Here is a 24,337-nt window from a genome sequence, read left to right on the forward strand (position 1 = left end):
GTCTGCTTTGATATACTTGCTAGGCATCGCATCTTACCGGAAGGCGGCACAGCCGAAATGAATCCCGAAAACTGCAAGGTAGCTCTTCTGTACGGAGGCACAAGTGGCGAGCGCTCGATATCGATCGCTTCCGGAGAGGGGTCGCAGGCAGCGCTTATCGAAGCCGGCTACCAGGTTACGATGATCGATACAGCCGAAAAAGATCAGATCATGAGACTTTTTTCGGACGGTTTCGATGTTGCCTTTCTCTGTCTTCATGGAAAGATGGGCGAAGACGGCACGGTTCAGGGTTTGTTGGAGTACGCCGGCATCCCTTACACCGGTTCGGGCGTGCTATCCAGCGCGCTTTCCATGGATAAGGCGAAAGCCAAGGTTATGTACGAGAGGGCAGGTTTGCCCACCCCTCCGTCGATAGATCTTGTTCGTGGGGAATCGTATGAGGTCGATGAAATCGTTCGGTCGCTGGGGATTCCCTGCGTTGTGAAGCCCGCAACCGAAGGGAGCGCCCTGGGCGTTTTCATAGTCGAAAACGATTCGGAGCTCACGTTGCGAATCGAGGAAGCGTTCGAGATCGATAACCATCTTGTGGTGGAGAAGTATGTCAAAGGCATTGAATTGACCGCTGCGGTGCTGGGAAACGAAACGATCGAAGCCTTGCCGGTAATCGAGATCGTTCCTTCTCATGAATTTTACGATTTCGAGTCGAAGTACGCCCCCGGCGGTTCCCAGCATATCTGTCCCGCGCGCCTCTCTGATGAGGATACGGCGAAGGTGCAGCAGCTTGCTGTGGATGCCCATAAGGTTCTGGGCTGCCGAGGCGTTTCCCGTACCGATATGATCCAAGATGGCGAGGGACGGATCTGGTTGCTTGAAACCAATACGATTCCAGGCATGACCAGCACGTCTCTGCTTCCTGACGCCGCGCGCGCAGTCGGGCTCGGCTTTCCGCAGCTCTGCTCTAAGTTGGTTCAGCTGGCGTTGGAGTAACGCGTTTGAGGTGAACGCGGCGGCGCTTGCGGGCGGTCAGAACAGTCCGAGCTGCTTGAGAACCCAAACGCCCGCCGCAACGAACGCTAGGATAAAGGCCCAGCCAACGATAAAGCACCCCTTGTTTCCCGCGCGTCCCTGCTCGATCATGTGCTCGGAGAAGCGCCGCTTGCTTTTCATGATCACCATGCCCGACTTCTTTTTCGGAAGAGGGGTTGTCGCCGAGGGCATCCAGGCGCCCTTGCTTTCGATAACCTTTGCTTCGCCCTGTTCGGACAGGGCGATGTCGGGACGGATACCATTTTGAAGCCGCTTCGATATTTGAGCGCAGAATACCTTGAAGCAGTCGCTTTCAGAGGCTGGATACGACACCACCGCCATCTCGCCCCAATACAGGCCGGGAGAGGGGTCTTCGGAATAGGCGACAAAAGAGAGCATAACTTTAATAACGTCGCCCCGCGCTTGCGCAAGCTGAATCTTGCGAGTCGCTTCGATGCCGAAGAAACCTATTTCGGCTCCGAACCTATTTCTGATCCATGCGACGGCTGTACCTCGCTCGTTTCTGATCTCTATATCGAATTCGTCTCCCACCAGGGTATCTGCGCCGATCAGCACGGCGGCGTCTTTCTTCGATACGGCTTCGAAGCGGGTGTAGAATCCTTCGTAGCGCACGTTATTCCTCTCGATCGTTCAGACGGGCGCAAGTGTATCATGCTTTTTGTGAAGGTCGCCTTTATGCGCTTTCGTCCGTAGCGCTTCGCTTTTTTCGCGGTGCGGTGGGCAAGCATCTTCTCGGAGCTGCTTATCGGTCGGTAATTTGCTAGTCTGTTGGAATGGAATCTTCAATGTCCCGCCTGCGCGGAAATCTGGATGCAAACATCACCGACGGTACCCCGATCGACGTCATCGAGCGGTACGCTTCTTTGAAGGATCTGGCCGACAGGCTTGATTTCGGTGCGCTTGATGAGAACGTTGTCGTTCTGGATACGGAAACGACGGGTTTATCGTTCTCGCACGACGAGCTGATTCAGGTGGCCGCGGCGCGCATGGATCATGGGAAAATAGAGTCCTGGTTCGTCAGTTTTGCCAACGCGGGAAAGCCCATTCCTGAAGAGATCGAGCATCTTACCCATATCTCCAACCAGGATATAGCCGCAGCACCGACGCCGAACGAGGTTATAGAGCGATTGGTCGAGTTCGTGGGCGATGCCCGCATCGTGGCGCACAATGCCGAGTTCGATCGGACGTTCACCACGAAATACCCTGCGGGCGCGGCGCTGCTTGAAAACGAATGGATCGACTCGCTGGATCTTTCTCGCATCGCGTTGCCCCGCCTGAAATCCCATAGGCTCATCGATCTCGTGAAAGCGTTCGACGCCCCTCTTTCGACCCATCGAGCTGATGCCGATGTAGAGGCGACCTGTTCGCTGTTTCGGATATTGCTGACCGCCGTTTGCACGATGCCGCGATCTTTGGTGGCCGAGATTGCATCGATGACCGACAAAAATCAATGGCCATCGGTGGTCGTGTTCGGCTATTTGCTGAATAATGCGCCTGCAGGATCGCCCCTTGCCGCTTTGGATGAGGCTCCTGCATCCGGTACGGCCGATGCCGATGAAGGACGGCCAAAGCCTGCCGATCGGGCATCCTTGTTCTCATTGAGATCGATGCGGCGGCAGCGCGTCAATTCCTCTTTGAAGCCGCAACGGCCGACCGCGGTTTCGGATGCGACGGCCTTCGATGACGAGGGGATTTTTCTGGATGTTCCCTCTCGGGCGGATGTAGCGCGTGCTTTCAGCTCTGAAGGTCTGCTTGGGCGGATATACCGCAGCTACGATCCTCGCCCCGAGCAGTTGGAGATGGCCGAGGCCGTGCGTCTGGCGTTCGAGAGGTCGAACAATCTCGTGGTGGAGGCGGGGACGGGCGTCGGCAAGTCGATGGCCTATCTGGTTCCCGCCGCGCTCGCCTCGCTTCGCAGCAAAGCGGTGATGGGAGTTGCCACCAATACGAACGCCCTGCTTGATCAGCTGGTTTTTTCCGAGCTCCCCGCTTTGGCCCGGGCCATTCGGCAGGAGGCCCCCGATCTTCCCGAATTGAGTTACGCCGCTTTGAAGGGCATCGCTCATTACCCATGCCTTCGCAAGGTGGAAAAGATCGTATCGGAGGGTCCCTCGGTGCGCGAGGTGGCGGGTAAGCAGAAAAACCAAGCCCCCGCTCTGGCGGCACTGCTTTCGTATATCGAGCAAAGCGGGTTCGACGATCTGGATGCGCTTAAAATCGACTACCGGCTGCTGCCGCGTTGGGCCATCACCACAACGAGTAACGATTGTCTGCGCAGAAAATGCCCTTATTTTGGAAGCCTGTGCTTCGGACACGGCGCGCGCCGCCGCGCGGAGCGCTGCAACATCGTGGTCACCAACCATGCGTTGCTGTGCTGCGATTTAGCGGCTGACGGCGGGCTTCTGCCCCAGGCCGCGTGCTGGGTGGTCGACGAGGCCCATGGTATCGAATCGGAAGCGCGCCGCGCTTTCACGAAGAAGGTCGATTCGGACGCGCTGTCCCGCCTGTCAGGACGCGTTGCCCCCTCTGCCGGCTCGCGGACGATCTTCGCTCGGGCCGAGAGAGGGGCTGCGGGAGAAGTTGAGGAAAGTGCGCCGCTGTTCTACGGGCTTTCCGCCAAGGCTCAGGAAGCGGGTAACACTTTCGCACGCGCCGCTGAGGAATACTGTCTGCATGTGAAGGATCTTCTGTATTTCGATACCGAGAAGTCCGGAAGATCCTACGAGAGCATCGATCTGTGGCTGAACAGCGAGGTGCGCCATAGCTCGGTGTTCGCGAGCCTGAAGAGCCATGCCCTTGTCATGGTGGACGCAGCCGAGAAGCTGGTGCGTTGCTGCCAGGATCTGGTGGCGTTTCTCGAAGGGATCGACGCCGCTGCAGAACCCCAGCGCGAGATCGCTTCGACCGCCATCGAGCTCAAAGAGCTCATCGAGGCATGCGATCTGATTTTCAACAAGCAACCGGAGTCGTTCGTGTTTCAGGCGAATCTGCTTCGGAAAAAGGATCGTCTCGGAGATGCGCTTGGGGCTATGCCGCTCGAAGTGGGCTCTATGATGCGCGACGCCTTCTACAGCCGAACGAAGTCTGTGGTCTACGCCTCGGCCACATTATCGGTCGATGGTCGTTTTGAAGCGTTTACCAGGGCGATGGGGCTGAACGAGGACGAGGGGTCCTTCGCGCGCGAGCTTCAAGTCGATTCAAGCTTCGATTTCGACAACAACATGATCGTTTACGTGGCAAGCGATATGCCCGAGCCCAATGCGCCGTCGTATCTGGCGGCTTTGCAGAAGCTCCTTATAGGAGTGCACCTCGCACAGGGCGGTTCCATGCTCACGTTGTTCACGAACCGCCGCGAAATGGAGCGCTGCTTCGACGAAGTGAACCCGTCGATGAAAAAGGAAGACCTACGTCTTGTCTGCCAGAGAAAGGGCGTGTCCCCCAAAGCCCTACGCGACGATTTCATTGCCGATGAGAGCCTGTCTCTGTTCGCCTTGAAGTCGTTTTGGCAGGGATTCGATGCCCCCGGATCAACGCTGAGGGGCGTCGTCATACCGAAGCTGCCGTTTTCACGCCCAACCGATCCGCTTTCGTGCGAGCGTTCGTCGCGCGACGACCGTGCGTGGTTCAGATACACCCTCCCGCAGGCTGTTATCGAAACGAAACAGGCAGCGGGCCGCCTCATTCGGAAGTCTGACGATGCCGGAGTCGTTATTTTGGCGGACAGACGCTTGGTGACGAAAAGCTATGGAAAAACGGTTCTGAATTCGCTCCAGAGCAAGACGGTGCGCATCTGTCCAACGAGCGAGATCATCGCTTCTCTTTCGGCGATGAGCGGACGCTAAGCCATGCCGTCGTTGCCGCAGCGCATTCGCGTTGCCCATATCAAACGGAATACGGAAGGGACATCCAACGAGATCTCGTTGGATGTCCTGGATGCTGCCCGTCAGTCTTTGGACGAGAGGAAGCCCACGGCAAAGCAGCGACTTCTCCGCATTTCGGGGGGAGTGCCGCATATCTCCCTTCCGCTGGGTAAGCGCAGCGATGTTTCACGTGAAACATCAGAGGTTGCAGCGGGACGGACGGTCGAATCTACGGCGCCGTCCGATCGTGTCGATCCGTCGTCCTCTAAACGGATTCCTCGCAAGCTTCGTCAAGGACGCGGCCATCTAAGAGCGAGGCGCACGACTTCGCCTTCCGATGCGGCTGCCGCTTCTTCGGGAAAACGCGCATCCTCTCCTCAAGATCAGGTGGCGTTCGAGATAGCGCGCAGGAAGCGCCGGCGTGCCATGAAGCGCGCAGGACGAGCAGCCCTTGCCGTTCTTGCCATCGTCGCCATCGGCGTTGCCGGGTATACGGCATTCACTTACGTGAAAGAGGATCGAGGCAACGAGGCCATGTTCTCGCGCGCTCTGAATAAGATAGGCGAAACGGATACGACGCTCGCTGCGCTCGATTCGTTGGTAGAGGATCCGGTTAAGGCAACCGAGAAGGGTGTGTGGGTTGCGGCGCATTCCGATATCGCAGCGGCGAAAGATTCTCTGGGCGAGGCGAGCTCGCTGCTCCGCGCCCTCTCTTCTCGGCGCTTGCCTCACGGAGTTTCCGCCGCGATGACAGCGGCTCGGGAAAACGTCGAGGCGCGCCAGCAGATGATCGGCGAAGCGGAGCGGGTTATGGAGAAGGCCGCCGCCGCGCAAGATCTATTGAAGCGGCTGCGCGACGCATGGTCGAGCCTGCAGGAGGGAGACACCCTTGCGCGGGAGGCCGCCGGTTTATCGTCGAAGGCGGCATCGGTCGACGAGATCAAAGACGTGCGGGAGAAGGGCGCGCGGGCGGCGCAGCGGTTCAACGATGCGCTGGACGGGTTGTCCTCAGCGCTTTCAGCGGCACCCGGCATCAAAGTCGAACCCTATATCGAATACATCGAAGCGCGTTTGGAGGCTCTTGGCTATGCTGACGCAGCCGACGCGGCGCTTATCGATCGAAACAAAGATGAAGCGCGCGCGCAAAACGATCGCTACACCGAATCGGACGAGCGGGCGTCTCGCCTCGCAAAAGGACTTCCTGTTTCGGTTGACCAGGTAGTTCTCGATTTCGTACAAGCTCAGTCGTCAAGCGAAGCTGAAAGCTATCGCCGTGCGCGTGCAGAAGCTACGCAATCGGATTCCGAGCTTCGCGATTACTTGGGCACTCAATCCAAATAGTTTATACTTTCATGCGAGTATGCGCATCGAACAGCGCATATCAGATGAAAGGCATACTGATGGCTGAACTTTTGGATAACGTGCAGTACCTCTCTCAAGAGGTTGGACCTCGACCGGCGGGTACTGAGGAAGAGCAGCAGGCCGCGCTCTACATTGCCGATCAGATGCAGAAGGAGTCGGGTTTCGCCGCGGTGATCGACGATTTCTCGACCTCCATAGAGTCGAGCTTCGTTCGCGGCGTATGCGCTGCCGTCATTATCGTGGCCACCGTTGCGGGCATGGTGTTTCCCGCTTTGGCAGTCGGAGTGCTGGTTGTCACGATCGTCGCAGCCGCGGTGTTCGCTCTCGAGATCCTTGACCGCCCGTACGTGTCTGACCAGCTGGGCAAGGGGGTGTCGCAAAATGTTGTGGCCAAGTACGTCCCCGATCGCCAAGAGGGGATGCCGCGTCGCAGTCGGAAGGTCATCCTGGTTGCGCATTACGATTCCGGCCGCGTACGTCCATCTTATCTGCGCTTCATCGAAAACGTTCCCGCTCCGATGCCTCAGATCTGCGCGGGGGCCGTTGTCGCCGTTCCCATCCTAACGTTGTTTCGCCAGCTTATCGCCCCTCAAGGTCCGGGTGCGGTATTCTTCAACTTGCTTCTTGCCGTAGCCCTCATCGGTTGCGCGGTGATGGTCGTTCGCACGGTGGCTGCTCGCATCGCTCCTTTTAGCGAAGGGGCGAACGACAACGCCAGCGGTGTTGCGGCTCTGCTGGAAGTGGCCCGTCGGGTGGGGGGCGGATCGAGCAACGCAGACGCCCGCATCCACGGGTACGAAGCAGCTGTCGAGCAGGGTTTGGTCGATGATGAGACCGAGGTGGTTTACGAGGCTTCTGCCTCCGAAGCGCCTGCCCGCGCGGGCGTTGTAGATCAGCCCGTGTCTCGGTCGCAGTCTGCTGCGGCCCCTCGGACTCCCGAGATCGACCCCGCCGATCCCCTGAATGCCGCCAAGGCCGCGCTTGCCGCCTTTACCGGCGCCCCGGGCGCGGTGTGGACGCCGCAGGACGAGCGCAGTGCATCCGTGTCGCAACCTTCGAAGCCGTCTGTCAACGAGGTCGCCCCGACACCCGAAACCATCGAGGAGACGTCTTCCGTCGAGGGGGGTTCAGAGTCCGAGGCCGTATCGCCCGCTTCGGAAGACGGGCGGGCGCATGCGCCTGCCGCCTCTGAGCTTGCGGGTGATCCCTCGGTTCCCGCCTGGTTCGTTGCAGCGCAGCAGAAGGCCCGGAGATCCGATTCCGAGGTGGACGAATCCCTTCGTTCGCGCTACGCCGACGCTGGCGAGGAGGCTCTGGCCCAGCGGGAGGCTCAGGCGGAGCTCCCGCATTCGGCCGCTTCCTTTGACGAACCCGTCGCTGCTTCTGCCCCCGAAGAGGATGTCTGGCATACCATCGAAACCGAAGATGTCGGCGATGAGCAGGGAGCATTCCCAGCTGTGGCCGACCAGCCCGCTGCGGTGCGATCCGCATCGTCGGAAGCGATTGGCGAGGAGGAGCAGGTTGCCGCCGATTCCGCTACCGCGCTCGATGCACTGTACGCATCGGAAGAGCTTGCGGGTTCGGAGGGTCGGGCTGCTACGGCTCAGGATGCGCCGTCCGAGGTCATCAGCACCGAAAGCTATTTCTCCCCCGCATTGCTGGGCGAGGAGGCCCCGGTCGATCGCGACGCTCTGTCTGCCGAGTTCGCCAGCCTGATCGAGCGAAAAAAAACATCGGACCCCATTATTCCTCCCGATCAGAACCTTACCGAGGGAGCGTTCGAGAAAAACGTTCCCGAACCGGGATTCATGAGGAACTGGCCCGAAGGCAGCGCCGAGCTTACCGGCAGGATCGACGTTACCGATCTCGATATCCCCGCTTCGGAATCTCTTGTAGACGCGAAGCCGGTTATCACACCGGCGTCGTCTGCGGTCGAGCTACCCCGCCTCGATGCTCCTGCAGCAGATGCCGTGGAGCCCAGCAAGCAGCCCGCACCCCTTGCCGACCAGCCTCCCGCTTCGGCGGTTGCGCGCGGTCTGGAGCGCGTGCCTGTAATCGATCCTGCGGCTATCGCAGCCGAGCATCCTTCCAAATCGGGCGTGATTCGGGGGATGCGCACGGTTCTTCCGTCGGTTTCCGGCACCATTACGCGCGTGAACGCCGAAGATCCCTCTCCTGTTTCCACGGTCGGGTCGTTCGTGGCGGGGGCGACGGGTTCTATCACCCCGGTGGGGGAAGAGTTGCTTGAGGGGGCCGCCCCCGAGGAAATCTACGTTGACGACGCCGACGATTCGGGCATCGAAGAGAACTTCACCGATTCAGGCGCTCCCGCCGGCCCGGGATACGTCGAGATGCCCAAGAGCCGCTTCCAGCGCTTCATGGATCGCTTGGGCTTTTCGAGCAGGAAAGAGGATTTGAAAGAGACTCCCCAGGAATGGCTTGATGTCGAACAGGATTTCGACGCCCGCGAAACTGGACGCGCACGGGGAGGATGGGAGAGCTTCCGCGATGGGTCGCGGTCCTACGATTCGGCTGCCCGCGCCCGTAAAACCGCCGACGAAGGCGATGCTTCCAATCGAAGGAGGCCGACCGACGTTCGAGGCGGAGTGGCATCTGCCCCCGAGGCATACACCGAAGGCGGAGGGTATCTGCTGGTTGACGATTCCGCGCTCGACCCCGATGCTCCCTACAGCGAGATCGGGCCGAGCGAGCCTTGGGATAGGCGCACGTGGAACGGCGGCGCCTTCTCGCGCGTACAGCTTGGGCGGGTCGATACGAAGTCGGGATCCGAGAATGCGGGGGAAGACGAGCCGATCAAAGAGCATGCACCGGCCCCTCTTCTCGAGGTGGCTGCCGAGCTGAATGAAGAGATCAGCCAGATCTATCATTTCAACAACCCGGATTTCACGACGGAGATCTGGTTCGTCGCTCTGGGATCCGAGATCGGAAGGCGCGACGGCATGCGCGCGTTTTTGGATAAGTACGCTTCTGATCTGCGCGGGTCCATCCTCATCGACATCGATTCGATTGCGGCGGGCAAGCTGGCGTTGGTTCAGGAAGAGGGTACGGTGCGCAAGGTGAGGCCGTCGGCGCGCATGAAGCGCTATATTCAGAAAGCCTCGCGAGTTACGGGCAGGAAACTTGACTCGATTTCTCTTCCATGGAACGAGTCGGCGATCACGGTGGCGTCGCGTCGGGGCTTGCAGGGGATGCACCTGGTGGGCATCGAAGCGGAAGAGGTTGCCCTGTCGGCAACCAGCGAGGATGTGATCGAGAACGTATCTGCGGATGTTCTGGCGGAGAATACCGACTTCATCACCGAGCTGGTGAAGAGCATCTAAAGAGTTGTGCGCGATCTCGTTTGGAAGGGCGGCCCCTAAGGAGGTCGCCCTTCTTGTTCTTGCGGCCGGAGCCGGGGGTCGGCTTCGTGTATGAAGAACGATCGTCTCTCGCATACAGTCGATTGTGAAACAGGGGAAACGCTTCCATCTTCTCCTCTCTTCCTGAAACTCCGAGTTTGTTGGAAGCGCAGATGATCGACCTGCTGGGTAGGGTTCCGCTACGGCTTTACCTCTATCCAACCTGCACCCGTGACCTTGCAAGGGCGAAAAAGCTCAGGCGAAGATTTTCCCACAGCGCCATGATTGACGTGCTAGGATTGAAGCAGTTCATGGACGACGTGGCATCGACGCATACTTGCTTACGACGTCATGCTGCAAGACGGCGTCAACCTGTCGTTCGGGACGGATGCGCCTGTGACGGATGTGAATCCACTCTTGGGCATCCATGCCGCTGTAACCCGGGCGGAGACGTTGCCGGATGGGCAAAGTCGGCTATGGTATCCATCTCACGACATAAGCGTGTACGACGCCATCCGTGCATACATTTACGGCACTGTCGTCTCAAATGGACGCGGGCACGAGCTTGGAATCTTGGAAGTGGGAAAGCTTGCAGACATCGTGGTGCTGGATACCGACATCACCAGATGTGCGCCTGCAAAGAGTCTCGATGCAAAAGTACTGTTTACGATATGCGATGGCAACGTGGTATACCGCAGGTGAATCGGAAAGGCTCCATCATGACTGACATACGCATCGGCGATCTTCGTCGTGAAGACTTCAAGCGCGCCATAGATTTTGCGATTGAAGGCATGCACTTCAAAGAGCTTGTAGGCGGAGGACCGCTTCTCAGATTGTATGGCACGTATTTCTGGTACCTGGAACTTTTGTATGCAACGCAGGCCATCGCCGCATATGCGGACGGGCGCTTCGTAGGCGCGCTGCTTGCATCGTATGCGGGAGAGCCGAGGGTGTTCAAGTCCGCGCCGATGTCCGCTTTCGTTGCTGCGTTCGGCTTCGTCGAAAAAGCGGTAGACCCGAGCGCTAGGGACTACTACCAAGCGAATGACCGGATGCTTTCCGAATTGGAGGCGGTCGTTAAACCCGACGGCGAGCTTCGCTTCTTGGCTGCCGAGCCGGGCGGTAGCGTTAAGGGGGTAGGAACCGCGCTTCTGGAAGAGCTTGCCCGGCGCGAGCGCGGAAAGCTCACCTATCTGTACACGGATTCAGGCTGCACATACCAGTTCTACGAGAAGCGCGGATTCGAATTGGTGGGACAGGAAGAGGTTGCCGTTGGTTCTGGAAAGGACAGAAAGCCCTTGACGTGCTTCCTGTTCGCGAAGGTGCTTTGATTGTACGTGCATATTTCCTGACCGTCACCCATCTCCCCAGGGTCTTCTCGTTGATACCGAGGCCGGCGGCCACTTGGGCGATGAGCTTCTCCGACGCGATGGCGAACTCGGCGGCTGGGTCGCGCAGGACGGAGGGAAGCGTGCGGTCGCTTAGGACATGTTGCATGATGATTTGCTGAAATGACAAAGGAAATGAAGGAGGTACGGTTATAATGCTTTCCTACTGCGGGCGTGATTCAATGGTAGAATTTCAGCTTCCCAAGCTGACCACGCGGGTTCGATTCCCGTCGCCCGCTCCAAGAGTTCTAGCCGATCCTCCCGGGATCGGCTTTTTCGTTACAGGGCAAGGAGCCGCTTCATGCAGCGCAGCAATCTTAAAGGGCTTGTGTTCGACTTGGACGGGACGCTGCTCGATACGCTTCCCGACCTTGCGGCGCTGACGAACGAAACGTTGCGCCACCATGGATACCCGACGCATAGCATTGAAGCCATCAGGGGTTTCGTGGGTAAAGGCGCTGCCATGCTGATACGTCGCGCGCTTCCGACGGGGGTTTCCGATGCCGAGATCGAGGCGGTGGTCGCCACGTGGCGCGCGCTGTTCCCCTCGTTGGGGCATGCGAACACCAAGCCGTACGAGGGTATTCCCGAACTGTTGGCCCGTCTTTCCGATCGCGGCTGCCGTCTTGCGGTGCTGTCGAACAAATTCGATGCCGCCACACAGGAGGTGATAGGAGCCCATTTCCCCGGTGTGTTCGACGAGGTTCACGGCGAGTGCGCGGATTATCCGCGCAAGCCCGATCCCACCGGGTTGATGAAAACCATCTCTCAGCTGGGATGCATCCCGTCAGAGGTGGGGTATGTAGGCGATTCGGGCACCGATATGGAGGTGGCTTTGCGCTCGCATGCGATCGCGCTTGGGGTTTTGTGGGGATACCAGTCGCGCACGACGCTGATCGAAGGCGGCGCGCAGGTTATTATCGACCGACCGGGCGACTTGCTTGATTGGGTGCAGAATAGGGAGTGACGTCATGTTGGATTATCGCAATAAGCTGGATCTGTGGATCGATTGCGTCGAAGACGAAAGCCTTGCGGCCGAGCTTTGCTCTATGAGGGATGCGGGCGATGACTCCGTTATCGCCGATGCGTTCTTCAAAGATCTGGAGTTCGGCACCGCGGGTTTGCGCGGCGTGATCGGAGCGGGCACGAACCGCATGAACGTCTATACCGTGGGCCGCGCCACCCAGGGTTTGGCCGATTATCTGAATTCTCGCTTCGAGCGCCCTTCGGTAGCCATTGCGCGCGACAGCCGCCATATGGGCGAGGTGTTCGTGCGGCATGCGGCCTCCGTTCTGGCAGCCAACGGGGTGTCGGTTCATGTGTATCCGCGCATCGAACCCACGCCGGCCCTTTCGTTCGCCGTGCGCGATCTGGGCTGCGCGGGGGGCATCTGCATGACGGCTTCGCATAATCCCGCTGCATACAACGGCTACAAAGTGTACGGGGCCGACGGCTGCCAGATCACCAGCGAGGACGCTTCGGATATCTCTGCGGCCATCGCGAAGGTCGATCCGTTTTCCGGAGTGAAGGCCGTGCCGTTCGAGGAGGCGGAGAGGGCCGGGCTTATACGGTGGATCGATGAGGGTACGCTTGATCGGTACATAGACGCCGTAGCCGCGGTTGGAGTCGATCCCGGCGCGGACGCGGATCTGAAGGTGGTGTACACGCCGTTGTGCGGTTGCGGTCGCGAGTGCGTCGAGCGCATCCTTGCCCGCATCGGTGTGACCGATGTGGCCGTTGTACGCGAACAGGGGGAGCCGAACGGCGATTTCCCCACGTGCGAATACCCGAACCCCGAAGAGCGCGCTGCGCTGCAGAAGGGCATCGATCTGTGCGAAGAAGTGCGTCCCGATTTGCTTTTGGCCACCGATCCCGACGCCGATCGCGTGGGGGTGGCGGTGAAAGACGATGGCCGCTACATCCTGCTTTCGGGTAACGAGATGGGCGTGCTGCTTCTGGACTACCTGGCTCGTCGTGCGATCGAGGAAGGCCGAACCCTCGACCGCCGCATCGTTGCGACCACGATCGTGTCATCCACCATGGTGGATGCCCTTGCGGACAAGTACGGTTTTGCGGTGCGCCGCGTTCTGACCGGCTTCAAGTACATCGGCGGAATCATCGGCGAGCTCGAATCCTGCGGCGAGGAGGAGCGCTTCCTCTTCGGATTCGAAGAAAGCTACGGATACCTGAACGGCACGTATGTGCGCGATAAAGACGCCGTGGACGCCTCGATGCTGATATGCCAGATGGCGCGGTACTACAAGGCGCGGGGATTGAACCTTGCCCAGGCTATGCGCACCCTGTACGAAGAGCACGGCTTTTACCGCAACAAGACGCTGTCGTTCTCGTTTCCCGGGGCGGCCGGGGCGGCCGGCATGGCCGACTTGATGGCCGGCTTGCGAGCCGACCCCCCTGTTCTCTTGGCGAATCGCCCCGTGACAAGGCTGGTTGACTACCGGTTAGGGGAAGGGGGCCTGCCGCCCGCGAACGTGGTGGAGTTTTCCGTCGAAGGGGATCACAAGGTGGTGTTCAGGCCCAGCGGCACCGAGCCGAAGGTGAAGGCGTACGTGTTCGCGAGCGGTTCGGATGCCGAGGCTGCCGACAGGGTGGTGTCGGAGCTGGAAGACGAGGTGCGCCATTTTGTGGAAGGGTTCTGCTAGAGGCTGAGCGCCAGAAGATCTTCGGGGGTTACCGAAAGCGCATCGGCGAGGCGGATGATGAGGGATAACCTCGGATCCGCCTCGCCGTTTTCTATTTTGTCGAGCAAGGGCCTTCCGATGCCCACCATCATCGCGAACGTCTGTTTGGTGAGACGTTGCTCGGTGCGCAGTCGCCTGACGTTGTATCCCAAAGCGGCACCGAGTTCCCCGGCGGGGGGTCCAGATGCATAGGCGAAGGGCATGTCGGTGCGGTAATCCATGCGGTTAGCGTAACGTTGCCGTTTCGCATCGATGTAATTCAGAGGTTACAGTTAGAAAATATATAATCGCTGTTCAAAATCGGTTTTATTATCTGCGGAACGATCTTTTTAGCAAAAAACTAGCAATCGTTTCGCGGTTGCATCCGCGTTCTATCGAACGCGAACGTTTCCCCGAAGCCGATCTGCGATCGCCCCGATCTCTTTTACTGTGTGCCCCTTGTCGCGTCGGGATGCCCGTTCTATGGCGAATGGGCCTAGATGGTAATATGAACGGGTTCGATTATCGACCGCGTACTCGGGCATCTGAAGACCTCATGTTGAAGGTCGAGGCTACAAGCCCTGCGGATTTGAGTGCATGCGCGGGCCTTCGCCTGCGCTTGGAGGAGACTACATGGCAGGAAAGCACGCTCGAAAGAAGAACGAGGCCCCGAGTCTGAAAACCCCTTCTGTCACCGACGGCGCGGAGCAGGGTTCTTTCAAGCCTGCTTTTGATTACATCCCCTCGTCGATTCCGCGTGCGGCGGTGGAAGCCTACGCCCGCGATGCTCAGCAGTATTCGGTGCGAAGCAAAAAGAAGATGAGCCGCGCAAAGCGCATCGCTCTCGGTGTCTTCATCGCCTTTGCCGTGGTGCTGGTGGGGGCCGGGACAGCGGCGGCCCTCTACATAAACGCGATCAATGCGACGCTGGCGGGCAACAAGACCGATCAGGAGATAGCCGAGATCAACGAGGTGCTTGCCCCTGCGAAGTCGAATCTGACCGAGCCGTTCTACGTCATGCTGGTGGGTTCGGACGAACGTGAGGACAACGACGAGATCGGACGGCGCTCCGATACGAACATCGTGGTGAGGGTCGATCCGAAGACCAACAAGGTCTCGATGGTTTCGATCCCTCGCGATACCGCCATCAACCTCAGCGAATACGGAACGGTTAAGTTCAACGCGGCATATACTTTCGGGGACACGGCGGGTTCCATCAAGCAGGCCTCTGAAATGCTGGGAGTGGATATCTCGTACTATGCCGAGATCAACTTCTCGGGCCTGATAGGCCTCGTCGATGCGGTGGACGGCGTCGACGTGGACGTCGAGGAGCGTATCGACGATCCCGATGCCGGCCCGGTGGTGATCGAGGCGGGGCACCAGCATCTCGATGGCGAGGCGGCGCTCGTGTTCGCCCGCAGCCGTGCCTATGCCGACGGCGACTACACGCGCGTCTCCAACCAACGCAAGCTGATTCAGGCGATCGTCACCAAGATCGAGTCCCTTCCCGTAACCGAAATACCCGGGGTGATCCAAGCCGCCGCGAAATGTGTTGCCACGAATCTGAAGGTTACCGATATCATCGGGCTTGCCCAGGCGGTCAAGGGCAACGGCGATATGACCATCTACTCTGCGACGGTTCCTTCGCTGCCGGCCCAGTACAACGGAGCATCGTACGTGTTCGCCGATTACGATGCTATCAAGAAGATGATGGAAGCGGTGGATGCGGGTCTTGACCCCAGCACGGTGACTACCGAGAAGACGCCCGAGAAGCTGATGGCCGAGTACCAGCAGCGGGTGTCGGGCGTCTCTTCGCGTTCCGGAACGGAAGTCGCCCCGTCATCGGGATATTCGCCGAACGCGTATTCGAATCCGAATCCCAATCAGTATTCAGGGCAGACCCCCCAAGGCGGTGCGGGCAACGGCGCATACGCGAACACCGGAAACCAGAATGGAGGCGGCACCTATAACAGCGGCTCTTCCAGCGCTGCCGCAGGCGGTGCTCCGAATGCTGGCGGTGCGGGGGCGGCGGGGTACTAGGCCCGAGCAGCCCGCTTCGGTCCTCCGCTAGCGGGCGTTGTAGCCGTCGGGGTTGTTCGACTGCCAACGCCAGCTGTCAGCGCACATGCGCGACAGGTCGAATCGAGCCGCCCAATCAAGCTCGTCGCGCGCCTTGTCGCATACCGCGTAGTTCACGGCGATGTCACCCGCGCGCCGTGGCTTGATCTGGTAGGGGATATCTTTTCCGCACGCTTGTGAGAAGGCCTTCACCACATCGAGGACGCTGGAGCCCGTACCGGTGCCCAGGTTGAAGATGCCAACGCCCGCCCGCGTGCCGTTTGTTTGCGTCGGACCTTCGATCGAGCCCAGGCCGATGGCTTTACCGGTTCCCACTTTGCCGCCCATCCAGCGCAGCGCGGCCACGTGGCCGCGCGCGAGATCAACCACATGGATGTAGTCGCGCACGCCGGTTCCGTCCGGGGTGTCGTAGTCGTCGCCGAACACCCCAACGCTTTCCAGCTTTCCCACGGCTACCTGCGCCACATAGGGAAGCAGGTTGTTGGGGATGCCCTTGGGGTCCTCGCCGATAAGCCCGCTTTCGTGGGCGCCGATGGGGTTGAAGTAGCGCAGGAGCACGATGTTCCACTCGTTATCGCCCACGTAAAGATCGGTGAGGATCTGCTCGAGCATCGATTTCGTCTGCCCGTAGGGATTCGTGGCGCTGTGTTTGGGGCACGCTTCGGTGATGGGGATGAACTCGGGTTCGCCGTACACGGTTGCGCTGCTGGAAAACACGATGTTCTTCACGCCGTGCGCGCGCGCTACGTCGCAGAGCACAAGCGTTCCCGCGATGTTGTTCCAGTAGTACTCGAGGGGCTTTTGGACGCTTTCGCCCACGGCCTTGAACCCCGCGAAGTGGATGATCGCATCGATGTCGTTTTCGGAGAAGATGCGCTTTAGGGCGTCGCGGTTAAGTATGTCGCTTTCGTAGAACCGGAGGCGGTCATCGGCAACGCCGGTGATGGTGCGCACGCGTTCGAGCGCGGCGGCACTCGAGTTGCTGAGGTTGTCCACGACGACGACCCGGTACCCTTCGTCCAAAAGCTCGACGCAGGTGTGGCTTCCGATGAAGCCCGCGCCTCCGGTGACGAGCACCGTGATCTCGTTTTGGTTCTGAGCGAGGTTTTTGTTGGCCATGACGTTCCTTCCCGGAATCGGAATCGTGTGTCGTTTGACGATCGATCGAGACGAATATCATGGTATCAGGGGTTCGCGCGCCGTGCAGGGTGTAACCTTGGTTCTAGCACAAATGCTGTCACTCCGTTGAAAAGGAGCACTATGAACGATTTCGTCTTCTATTCCCCAACCGAGTTCCATTTCGGCCGCACGGCTACCGATGGCATGGGAAAAGCTCTGAGCGAAGCGGGCTTCAAGTGTGCGCTGGTGGTGTGCGGTCAGGGGTCCGTGAAACGCTCGGGCGTGCTCGACCAGGTGAAAAGATCGCTGGCCGAAGCCGGCGTTGATCTGATCGAGCTGGGCGGCGCCCGTCCGAACCCCGAAGTGGGGTTCGTGCGCAAAGGTATCGAGCTGGTGCGCGCGCACGGCCTCGACAGCGTTGTTGCGGTGGGCGGGGGCAGCGTCATCGATGCCGCCAAGGCCATCGCTTTCGGAGTGTTCTACGAGGGAGACGTATGGGATATTTTCTCGCAGCGGCTCCCCATCGAGCGGGCGCTCCCCATCGCGGCCCTCGTCACCATTCCCGCCGCAGGCTCTGAAGCGTCCGCTTCGTGCGTTATTAGCAACGACGCCGAGGGACGCAAGGTGGGCGTGGGAAGCGATGCCTTCCGGCCCCGCTTCGCTTTCATGAACCCCGAGCATACCTTCAGCCTTCCCGCATACCAGACCGCCGCAGGCGTGACCGATATGTTCGCCCATATCTGCGAGCGCTATTTCAGCGGCCTGGGAACGGTGACGGTTACCGACGGAATCGCCACCTCGCTTCTGCGCACGCTTATCGAGCATGGGCCGCGCGCTATCGAACATCCCGAAGACTACGAGGCTCGAGCCAACATCATGTGGGTGGGAATGCTGGCTCATAACGATATCGCCGGGTGCGGGAGGGCTCTGAACCCCGGCGGGCGCGCAGGCGGTTGGGAGAGCCATGGGCTCGAGCACGAGGTGTCGGCGCACTTCGTCGACGTGACGCATGGGGCGGGCCTGGCGGTGATCATGCCGAACTGGATGCGCTACGTGTGGTCTGCCGACCCGAGCAGGTTCCTGTCGTATGCGCGCGACGTATTCGGCATCGAACCCGTCGACGATACGGCAATCGCGATCCGCGACGCGGTGGAAGCGGCCATCGACGAGACCCAGGAGTTCTTCATGTCTTTGGGCATGCCCTCGTCGCTGCGCGAGTTCGGGATCGATCGGTCCGACATCGAAACCTTCATCACCACGCTCGAGAAAACCAAAGGAGAGCGGTTCGGCTCGTTCAGACCCTTGGATATGGAAGACTCCCGGGCTATTTACCGGATGTCGCTGGAGCCCCACGAGCCCAACGTGTGGGAGACCGAGGAAGAGCGCGAAGCGCAAGCGGGGTAAGGCAGCGACCTCTTGCGGTGGGAGAGGTGCGAGAGGGTCGTGAGGAATGATGACGCAGGCCGCCGAGGCTCCCGAGGGAGGAGAGGACGGCTAAGCGGTGTATTCTTCCAGGTAATCGATCAGCTCTTGGCGCGAATGCAGGTCGGTTTTGGCGTAGATCCGCTTGATATGCGCGTGGGCCGTCCCTTGGCTAATGAACAGGGTTTCGGCCACGCGCTTTTGCGTGTATCCCTGGGCGTAGAGCGCCAGCACCTCTATTTCCCGGTCTGATAAAAGGAACTGCCGGCCCATCTGCCGGGCGCTCTGCTGCATCATCTCTTCGCGGGTCTGGGCCGATTCCGAATTGTTGTCCAAGCCCATCAGCTTGCTGAGCTTCGAGGGGTTCGGCTTGCGCCGACACGAGCGGCAGTCGCCCTCGCACGAGGGGGAGCTTTCGACCTGCGATTGGTTTTCCACGTGAAGGAACTGGATGAACACGATCTGAGCCGATACGAGCAGAATAAGGCTCATAACGGAGAGCACCAACCCGCTATCGAGGGCAAGGGATGCCAGGGCGATGATGGACAGACGCATGACCGCGCGGCATCCGATCCACACGATCCAGCCGGCACAGGTGTAGTAGTACGGGTCGCGCCATCCCGCGCTCATGAATGCGAGGGAAACGTACCAGGTGAAACCTACCATAAGGGCGTTGAGCGTCGTGGTGGGAACCGCACCTATGTGCAGTGTGTCGGGAAAGGCCGAGTACAGCACCAATGCGATCGCGGCCAGCAGCTGCATGGCGACGAACATGCCCACAGTGGTGGTGCGCTCGGATCCGCGCAGCGTGGCTATGATGATGAGGGAGCAGCAGAAGATGACCGCCAGCGGGTAGGCAAGGCGCGTGGCGGGATCGAACACGATGGACGCCCCGTTGGGGTACCCGCGCAGAAAGCCGATGACGATGGACAGTGCGCCGATACCCACCGCGGTGGCCATGAGGAACTGGCGCCTTTGGATCTCGGTTTTCGAGAAGGAGAAGTAATCCGACTCGAATTCTCGGCCCTCGATGTGTTTGGGGATCGTGCGCGTGCGCGCGGAGAGCCTAAGCGGATACTGCAGCAAGACGATCGAGGCGGATAGCGCCATCTCAAGGAAATCGGGCAGGATGGACAGCGCGTACAGAAGCGCTTCGCTTAGCGCGAGCGAGGTGAAGACGTAAACCACCGCCACGACGGTGTTCGTTTCGCGCGCACGACGCAACCAGTAGAAGATGCATAGCGACGCCGAAAGGCTGACCAGGGCCCCGATGGCCAAGCGCATTCCAGGGAAGGGCTCGCCGAGGGCGAACATGGCGGCCATGGCGAATCCCGAGAGCGACTCGACGGCGATGGACGCGAGCATCAGCCGATTCACGAACCGTTTCTTCAGCGGGGTTTTTCGCCGAGTGATGACGGCGAGGAGGACTCCCAGGGCCGCTAGCGCGATAAGCATGCTGCTGTCGGTGAGCGCGCCGTCATCGGTGCGCGCATATCCCCCGTACGATGCGGTGAGCAATCCGACGCGGGAGATGACCAGGCCCGCTACAAGCGGAATCAGAGCCGAGAAACGCTCGGTCAGGCCCTTGAGGCCGCCGGGGCCCTCGAGATAGGATCCCTCGTTACCCCGAACCGCTGCTCGCTCGGTGTTCTTTCCGTCTCGCGACATGCATCCTCCCCCGGGTCGCTTTCGGCCCATGCACGTTTGTTGGCGGTTATCCTCAAAGAGGGTAGGCATTCCATAGCCGTTGGACGAGTATGCAATGCGGGTCGGTTCATCTGGACCGGCCTCCGGTACGTTATTCTAGCGCGTGTTCGGTGAAACAGAGCGATTTAATCGAGGGGGGCGTATGTCGTCTATTGACGGGCGAGCCGAGGAGTTCGGCGAAGTTGAGGATCCGGTGCGCGATGTGTTCAACGAGCCGCGAGAGCGCGCCGTGATCCGTACGCAGGATGTTTACCAGATGGAAACCGAGGTGGGCACGATCGGGTACTCCGACACCCTGCTTTCGGTTATAGCCCATTACACCAACAGCGGGCGCCCCAAGGGGTACAACGCCCAGTGCATGGTGGGCAAGTCGAAGAAGGGCGAGACCGCGCTGCGCCTGTTCGCCGTAATCGACCCTGAAACCGAGACGTTCGTGCGCGCGGGCTTTCAGTCGCGGGGTTGCCTGGCCGTGACGGCCTGTGCGAGTGCGGTGTGCACCATGATCGAGGGGAAGACCTTTGCCGAGGCCCTTTCCATCAAGCCAGATGATATCGCCGCCGCGCTCGACGGGGTTCCCAGCGACAAAACGTATACGCCGCATTTCGCGACCGAGGGCGTGCGGGCTCTGGTGGGGGATTACTGGTTCAGGCGGGGCATGACGCTTGAGGATTTCAACGCCCGCAAGCTGTGTGACGACGGATCTTTGTCGTGCATTCTGTGCGAGAACTGCTCGCTTAGGTCGTTTAGGATGGAAAAGCTGGTGGAAGGGCTTTCTCCGGCTGCGCCCGCTGCGTGCGGGTCCGAAAGCGCACCGGACGATGCCGTCGAGGAAGCTCGGATCGAAACCTCGGCCGCTGCGATGGCGGCGGGGTCCGAGGCCGCCCCTTTGCTGGCCCCTGTCGCCACAGGAGCCGCGATGTCCCCCGTCGGGGGCGCGTCGCCGTCCGCAGACCCGTCCGCCCTGCCGTGCGAGGATCCCGAGAAGCGCGCGATCCTCGAGAACAACGCGCTTGCCCGCGCCTTCGACGATGTGCGCAAGCAGTCGGCCGAGGGCCATCTGGTGTGCGCCACACGCTGGGTTGATCTGGGTATCATACCGCCGCATATGACCGAAGACGAATTCGAGATGACGGTGTACCACTACGTGTGCGACCACGGTTGCGAGGAGGAGAAGCCGAAAGGGGCGGCTGCGCAGAAAAACCCCCATATCGAAAGCCGCTTCAGAACGGCTACGCGCCCGGTGGGGGTGCCGAGGTTCTTCGACCACGCGCGCAGGGGCCGCACCGATGCGGACGAGGCCGCCGAATTCGATGAGGGTCTCCCCTCGACCGGTGAGGGCGCGCCGGTTTCCTCCGCGCCCCTCCGCCCGATCGAGACGAATAACGACGCTGTGTACGACCAGGTGTTCGGTTCGCTGAAGCTTCCCGACGGATACAAGCTTATCGAGCGGGACGGAGAGTGCGTTATGGTGCCCCTCGAGGACGAAGACCGGTTCATTCCCTTGAAGGTGGAGTGTTCGACCATCGCCGTGCTCGAGGGGGCCTACGAGTACTACCTGTACGATACGCGGTCGATGACCTCGTCGTTCGCTCACTGGGCATTCCTTGCGGCGGAAGGCGACGACGAGGCTACGTTTGCGGATTGCGTGCGCGAGGAGTCGCGCGTGTATCCGCGCCCCATGCCTGCCAGCGGGTTTTCCAACCGCCCCTTCAACAAAACCCCCGAGGAAGTCGAGCAGATGTGGAAGGCGGTAAGCGAATCGGGTCGCTACCCCGATATCCAGCGCACGGTCGCCTCCAACGGAGATGTGTTCTTCTTCTCGACGAAGCACCTTGCTGCCGACTACGCATCCTCTTTGGCCGAGTGGGCGGCGGTGGGCCGCTCGATGAGCGTGTAGAGGCAAGACGTCCGCGCCGTCCTTTCCATCGGCGCTTCGGCCGCGAGGCGCGCCCGCACCTGCCGTCGAACCGAGCGCTTCATCCCAGAAACGCAATCGCCCCGCCTTCAACGGAAGGCGGGGCGACCTTGTTAGAGCGACCTTTCGGGCCGTTCTACAAGCTAGGGAAGGAGGCCGAGCTTATCGAGGTCTTCCTTGATGTCGGCCATGCCGTACTCGTCTAGGCACTCGCGGGTCGGGCAGCCGAGCTTTTCGTCCCACCCGAACTTCCCGTAGACCATGGTGAGGGCCTTCTGGAAGTCGTCGCGGTCCATTTTGTCGGTACCCTCGGTGAACGGCTGCTTATCGGGATCTTTGGTGAACACCCACTCGGTGATCTTGTCATGATCGTCGCGCAGGTTGTTGTTACCCAGGGTTCCGTCGGACTTGGCCATGCCGCGCACGGTCGCTGCGCGCTGCAGCGTCATGATCTTGGCGCCAGCCTTGTACAGATCGTCGGTGGTGGTGTCGATGCCGGTCACCGCCGTGAAGAACTTGGCCTCCAGGTCGAGGTCCCCGCGGTAGTCGCGGGTCTTAGACGGGCTCATGGTCATCGGCCACACCCAGTTGCACAGGGTAAGCGAGTCGTGAAGGACGTCGGTCACGATACTCCACCAGGCGAAGTTCGCCTTGTGGTCGTTCATGGGCGTGTAGTTCTTGTTCTTGTCGATGGCCTCTTCGCTGCCCCAGACCTCCTTGGCGATCTGCTGCTTCAGTTCGAAGGGAAGGCCGCATCCTTGGAAGTTGACGGCGGAGTGGATCATGTCGTCGCGGTTGAACATCATGTTGTACACGGCGCCCACCTGGCCGAAGCACTCGATGGAGTGGTGGACCGGCCAGCCGCGGTAATTGATGAGCTGGGATGCCACGGTATCGAACCACTTCATGTCGTCCCAGCGCTTGCACCAGACGATGGGGCCGTGGCCGATGTAGGACATCTCGTTGTCGTTTTGGGCGATGTGCTTCAGCACGTCCACCATGAGGCTGGGATCGTTGGTCTTGAACTTCTCCCAGTCGAACATCTCGTACTCTTCCTTGGGAAGGACGCGCTCGAACACGCCGCTTGCGTAGCAATGGGCGATGTCGCGGTAGAGCTGCGCGTAGTTGCACCACAGGCCAAGATCGTCAACAGTCGACCCCATGGCCTGGTTCCAGATGACGAAGTCGTCCCCGTTTTTGGAGACGGTGGTCTTGTCCTTCAAGATCGCCTGCATGTAAAGGAAGGGGAAGTTCGGCACGCAGGAGTTGCCGGTGGTCTCGAAGCCCCCTGCCTTGGAGCTTTGGGGAACACGCAGGTCGGCGTAGCAGTGGACGGGGCAGCTGTGGCAGCCGTCCATCTTCACCGTGTACTTCTCGGCCTCGGGGCCGTCGTCTTTGGTGGATTTCATGCAGCGGTAGCCCATGGTGTTCAGCTCGCCGGGTTTGGGCTCTCCCGTATCGATCGCTCCGCCCTCGGCCAAGGCCCAGGTGAGGCCCTTGCGCGAGGTCCAGCGGGAACCCTTGTCGTAGTACTCGGCCCACTCCTGCTGGGTCGAGGGAACGACGTGGTTGTTGTTCGAGCCGATGACTTCGCCGATCATGTAGTCGGAAAGCTCGGCAACGGCCTTGGGGTCCTTGACGTAGACCGATCCGTTGCCCCTGACGACCAGCCCCTTGAGCTTCTTGGAACCCATGACCGCGCCCAGGCCGCCGCCGGCGGAGTGGCTGCGGGAGTTCAGCATGCAGGCGTAGGGCAGCAGGTTCTCGCCGGCAGGGCCGATGGCCGCCACGCAGCAGTCGACGCCCTCGAGGCGATTCAGCGCTTCGGTGGTTGCGTGGATGCCGGTGCCCCAGACGAAGGAGGCGTCCTTGATCTGGACGTCGTCGTCTTTGATGCACAGGTACACCGGGGTTTCGGATTTGCCCTCGACGATGATGGCGTCCCAGCCGGCCAGCTTGATCTTGGCGCCCAGCATTCCGCCCGTATGGGCGTCGACCACGAGATGGTCGGTGGTGAAGGTGGACAGGAAGCTGATGGAGGTGCGGCCCGCCAAGGGCACGCCGGATGCCGTCAGGGGACCGACGGCATACACGATCTTGGCGTCTTCGGACAGCGGATCGCATCCGACGGGCACCTCGTCGTAAATGATCTTGTTGGCGATGCCCATACCGCCGACGTATTCCTTGTAAGGATCGGTGGATTCGACGGTGACCTTTCTGGTGCCGAGGTTCACGCGCAGGATCTTGCCGGTCCATCCATATGACTTCGCGTCAGTCATGTTGGTTTCTCCAAATCTCTCTCTTTACGTGTGTTGCGCGGCACGTAGGCAATGCGATTTGGAGCGCGGATTTGACTGTTACGTCGCCGTGCATTCTTTCAAACGTCGGGGCGGTCCCGTAC

The 24,337-nt window shown here is 60.3% G+C and carries 16 protein-coding genes and 1 tRNA gene; 12 read left to right on the forward strand and 5 right to left on the reverse strand.

The window, feature by feature from the left end; genetic code table 11:
* Nucleotides 1-57: 57 nt before the first annotated feature.
* Nucleotides 58-987 carry a D-alanine--D-alanine ligase gene (locus EIH26_RS02365; RefSeq protein WP_124060587.1) on the forward strand — a complete coding sequence of 310 codons (930 nt, stop codon included), beginning with the start codon at nt 58-60 and terminating at the stop codon, nt 985-987.
* 36 nt (nt 988-1,023) lie between these two features.
* On the opposite strand, the gene EIH26_RS02370 is transcribed toward EIH26_RS02365, so the two are convergent.
* Entirely contained in the window at nt 1,024-1,659 is a 636-nt protein-coding gene (locus tag EIH26_RS02370) for a hypothetical protein (RefSeq protein ID WP_124060588.1), read from the reverse strand.
* A 173-nt stretch (nt 1,660-1,832) separates the two neighbouring features.
* On the opposite strand from EIH26_RS02370, the gene EIH26_RS02375 reads away from it, so the two are divergent.
* The 8 genes from EIH26_RS02375 to EIH26_RS02410 all read left to right on the forward strand — a co-directional run bounded on the left by EIH26_RS02375 (nt 1,833) and on the right by EIH26_RS02410 (nt 13,676).
* Nucleotides 1,833-4,889 (forward strand): helicase C-terminal domain-containing protein, encoded by a 3,057-nt coding sequence (locus tag EIH26_RS02375; protein ID WP_124060589.1) that lies wholly within the window; start codon nt 1,833-1,835, stop codon nt 4,887-4,889.
* A gap of 78 nt (nt 4,890-4,967) precedes the next feature.
* Nucleotides 4,968-6,248: a hypothetical protein gene (locus tag EIH26_RS02380; RefSeq protein WP_124060590.1), complete on the forward strand. Its 1,281-nt coding sequence runs from the start codon at nt 4,968-4,970 to the stop codon at nt 6,246-6,248.
* A 59-nt stretch (nt 6,249-6,307) separates the two neighbouring features.
* The gene (locus tag EIH26_RS02385) at nt 6,308-9,610 is read left to right on the forward strand and encodes a hypothetical protein (protein ID WP_124060591.1); all 3,303 of its coding nucleotides are present in this window, start codon (nt 6,308-6,310) and stop codon (nt 9,608-9,610) included.
* A gap of 369 nt (nt 9,611-9,979) precedes the next feature.
* Nucleotides 9,980-10,330 (forward strand): amidohydrolase family protein, encoded by a 351-nt coding sequence (locus tag EIH26_RS02390; RefSeq protein ID WP_124060592.1) that lies wholly within the window; start codon nt 9,980-9,982, stop codon nt 10,328-10,330.
* Nucleotides 10,331-10,347: 17 nt separating this feature from the next.
* Complete coding sequence (locus tag EIH26_RS02395) at nt 10,348-10,959, forward strand: GNAT family N-acetyltransferase (protein WP_124060593.1); 612 nt, start codon at nt 10,348-10,350, stop codon at nt 10,957-10,959.
* Between the two features lie 225 nt (nt 10,960-11,184).
* A tRNA-Gly gene (locus tag EIH26_RS02400) sits at nt 11,185-11,258 on the forward strand.
* Between the two features lie 59 nt (nt 11,259-11,317).
* Nucleotides 11,318-11,983, forward strand: a complete 666-nt coding sequence (locus EIH26_RS02405; protein WP_124060594.1) for an HAD family hydrolase — start codon at nt 11,318-11,320, stop codon at nt 11,981-11,983.
* Nucleotides 11,984-11,987: 4 nt separating this feature from the next.
* Nucleotides 11,988-13,676 (forward strand): phospho-sugar mutase, encoded by a 1,689-nt coding sequence (locus EIH26_RS02410; RefSeq protein WP_124060595.1) that lies wholly within the window; start codon nt 11,988-11,990, stop codon nt 13,674-13,676.
* Here the strand turns inward: EIH26_RS02410 and EIH26_RS02415 are convergent.
* Entirely contained in the window at nt 13,673-13,936 is a 264-nt protein-coding gene (locus tag EIH26_RS02415) for a helix-turn-helix domain-containing protein (protein WP_124060596.1), read from the reverse strand. The two genes, EIH26_RS02410 and EIH26_RS02415, sit on opposite strands and share 4 nt — an antisense overlap.
* Before the next feature lie 391 nt (nt 13,937-14,327).
* On the opposite strand from EIH26_RS02415, the gene EIH26_RS02420 reads away from it, so the two are divergent.
* Nucleotides 14,328-15,734 (forward strand): LCP family protein, encoded by a 1,407-nt coding sequence (locus EIH26_RS02420; RefSeq protein WP_241152733.1) that lies wholly within the window; start codon nt 14,328-14,330, stop codon nt 15,732-15,734.
* A gap of 27 nt (nt 15,735-15,761) precedes the next feature.
* Here EIH26_RS02420 and galE read toward each other — a convergent pair whose 3' ends face one another.
* Entirely contained in the window at nt 15,762-16,892 is a 1,131-nt protein-coding gene (gene galE, locus EIH26_RS02425; RefSeq protein WP_124060597.1) for a UDP-glucose 4-epimerase GalE, read from the reverse strand.
* Between the two features lie 141 nt (nt 16,893-17,033).
* Between galE and EIH26_RS02430 the strand changes: the two genes are divergently transcribed.
* Nucleotides 17,034-18,296, forward strand: coding sequence for an iron-containing alcohol dehydrogenase (locus EIH26_RS02430; RefSeq protein WP_124060598.1), 1,263 nt, complete (start codon nt 17,034-17,036; stop codon nt 18,294-18,296).
* Between the two features lie 90 nt (nt 18,297-18,386).
* Here EIH26_RS02430 and EIH26_RS02435 read toward each other — a convergent pair whose 3' ends face one another.
* Complete coding sequence (locus tag EIH26_RS02435) at nt 18,387-19,982, reverse strand: LuxR C-terminal-related transcriptional regulator (protein ID WP_164470954.1); 1,596 nt, start codon at nt 19,980-19,982, stop codon at nt 18,387-18,389.
* Between the two features lie 181 nt (nt 19,983-20,163).
* Between EIH26_RS02435 and EIH26_RS02440 the strand changes: the two genes are divergently transcribed.
* The gene (locus EIH26_RS02440; protein ID WP_124060600.1) at nt 20,164-21,918 is read left to right on the forward strand and encodes an iron-sulfur cluster assembly scaffold protein; all 1,755 of its coding nucleotides are present in this window, start codon (nt 20,164-20,166) and stop codon (nt 21,916-21,918) included.
* A gap of 161 nt (nt 21,919-22,079) precedes the next feature.
* On the opposite strand, the gene EIH26_RS02445 is transcribed toward EIH26_RS02440, so the two are convergent.
* Nucleotides 22,080-24,215, reverse strand: a complete 2,136-nt coding sequence (locus EIH26_RS02445) for an aldehyde ferredoxin oxidoreductase (RefSeq protein ID WP_124060601.1) — start codon at nt 24,213-24,215, stop codon at nt 22,080-22,082.
* Nucleotides 24,216-24,337 lie beyond the last annotated feature (122 nt).

This window comes from Gordonibacter sp. Marseille-P4307, assembly GCF_900604965.1.
Lineage (GTDB): Bacteria > Actinomycetota > Coriobacteriia > Coriobacteriales > Eggerthellaceae > Berryella.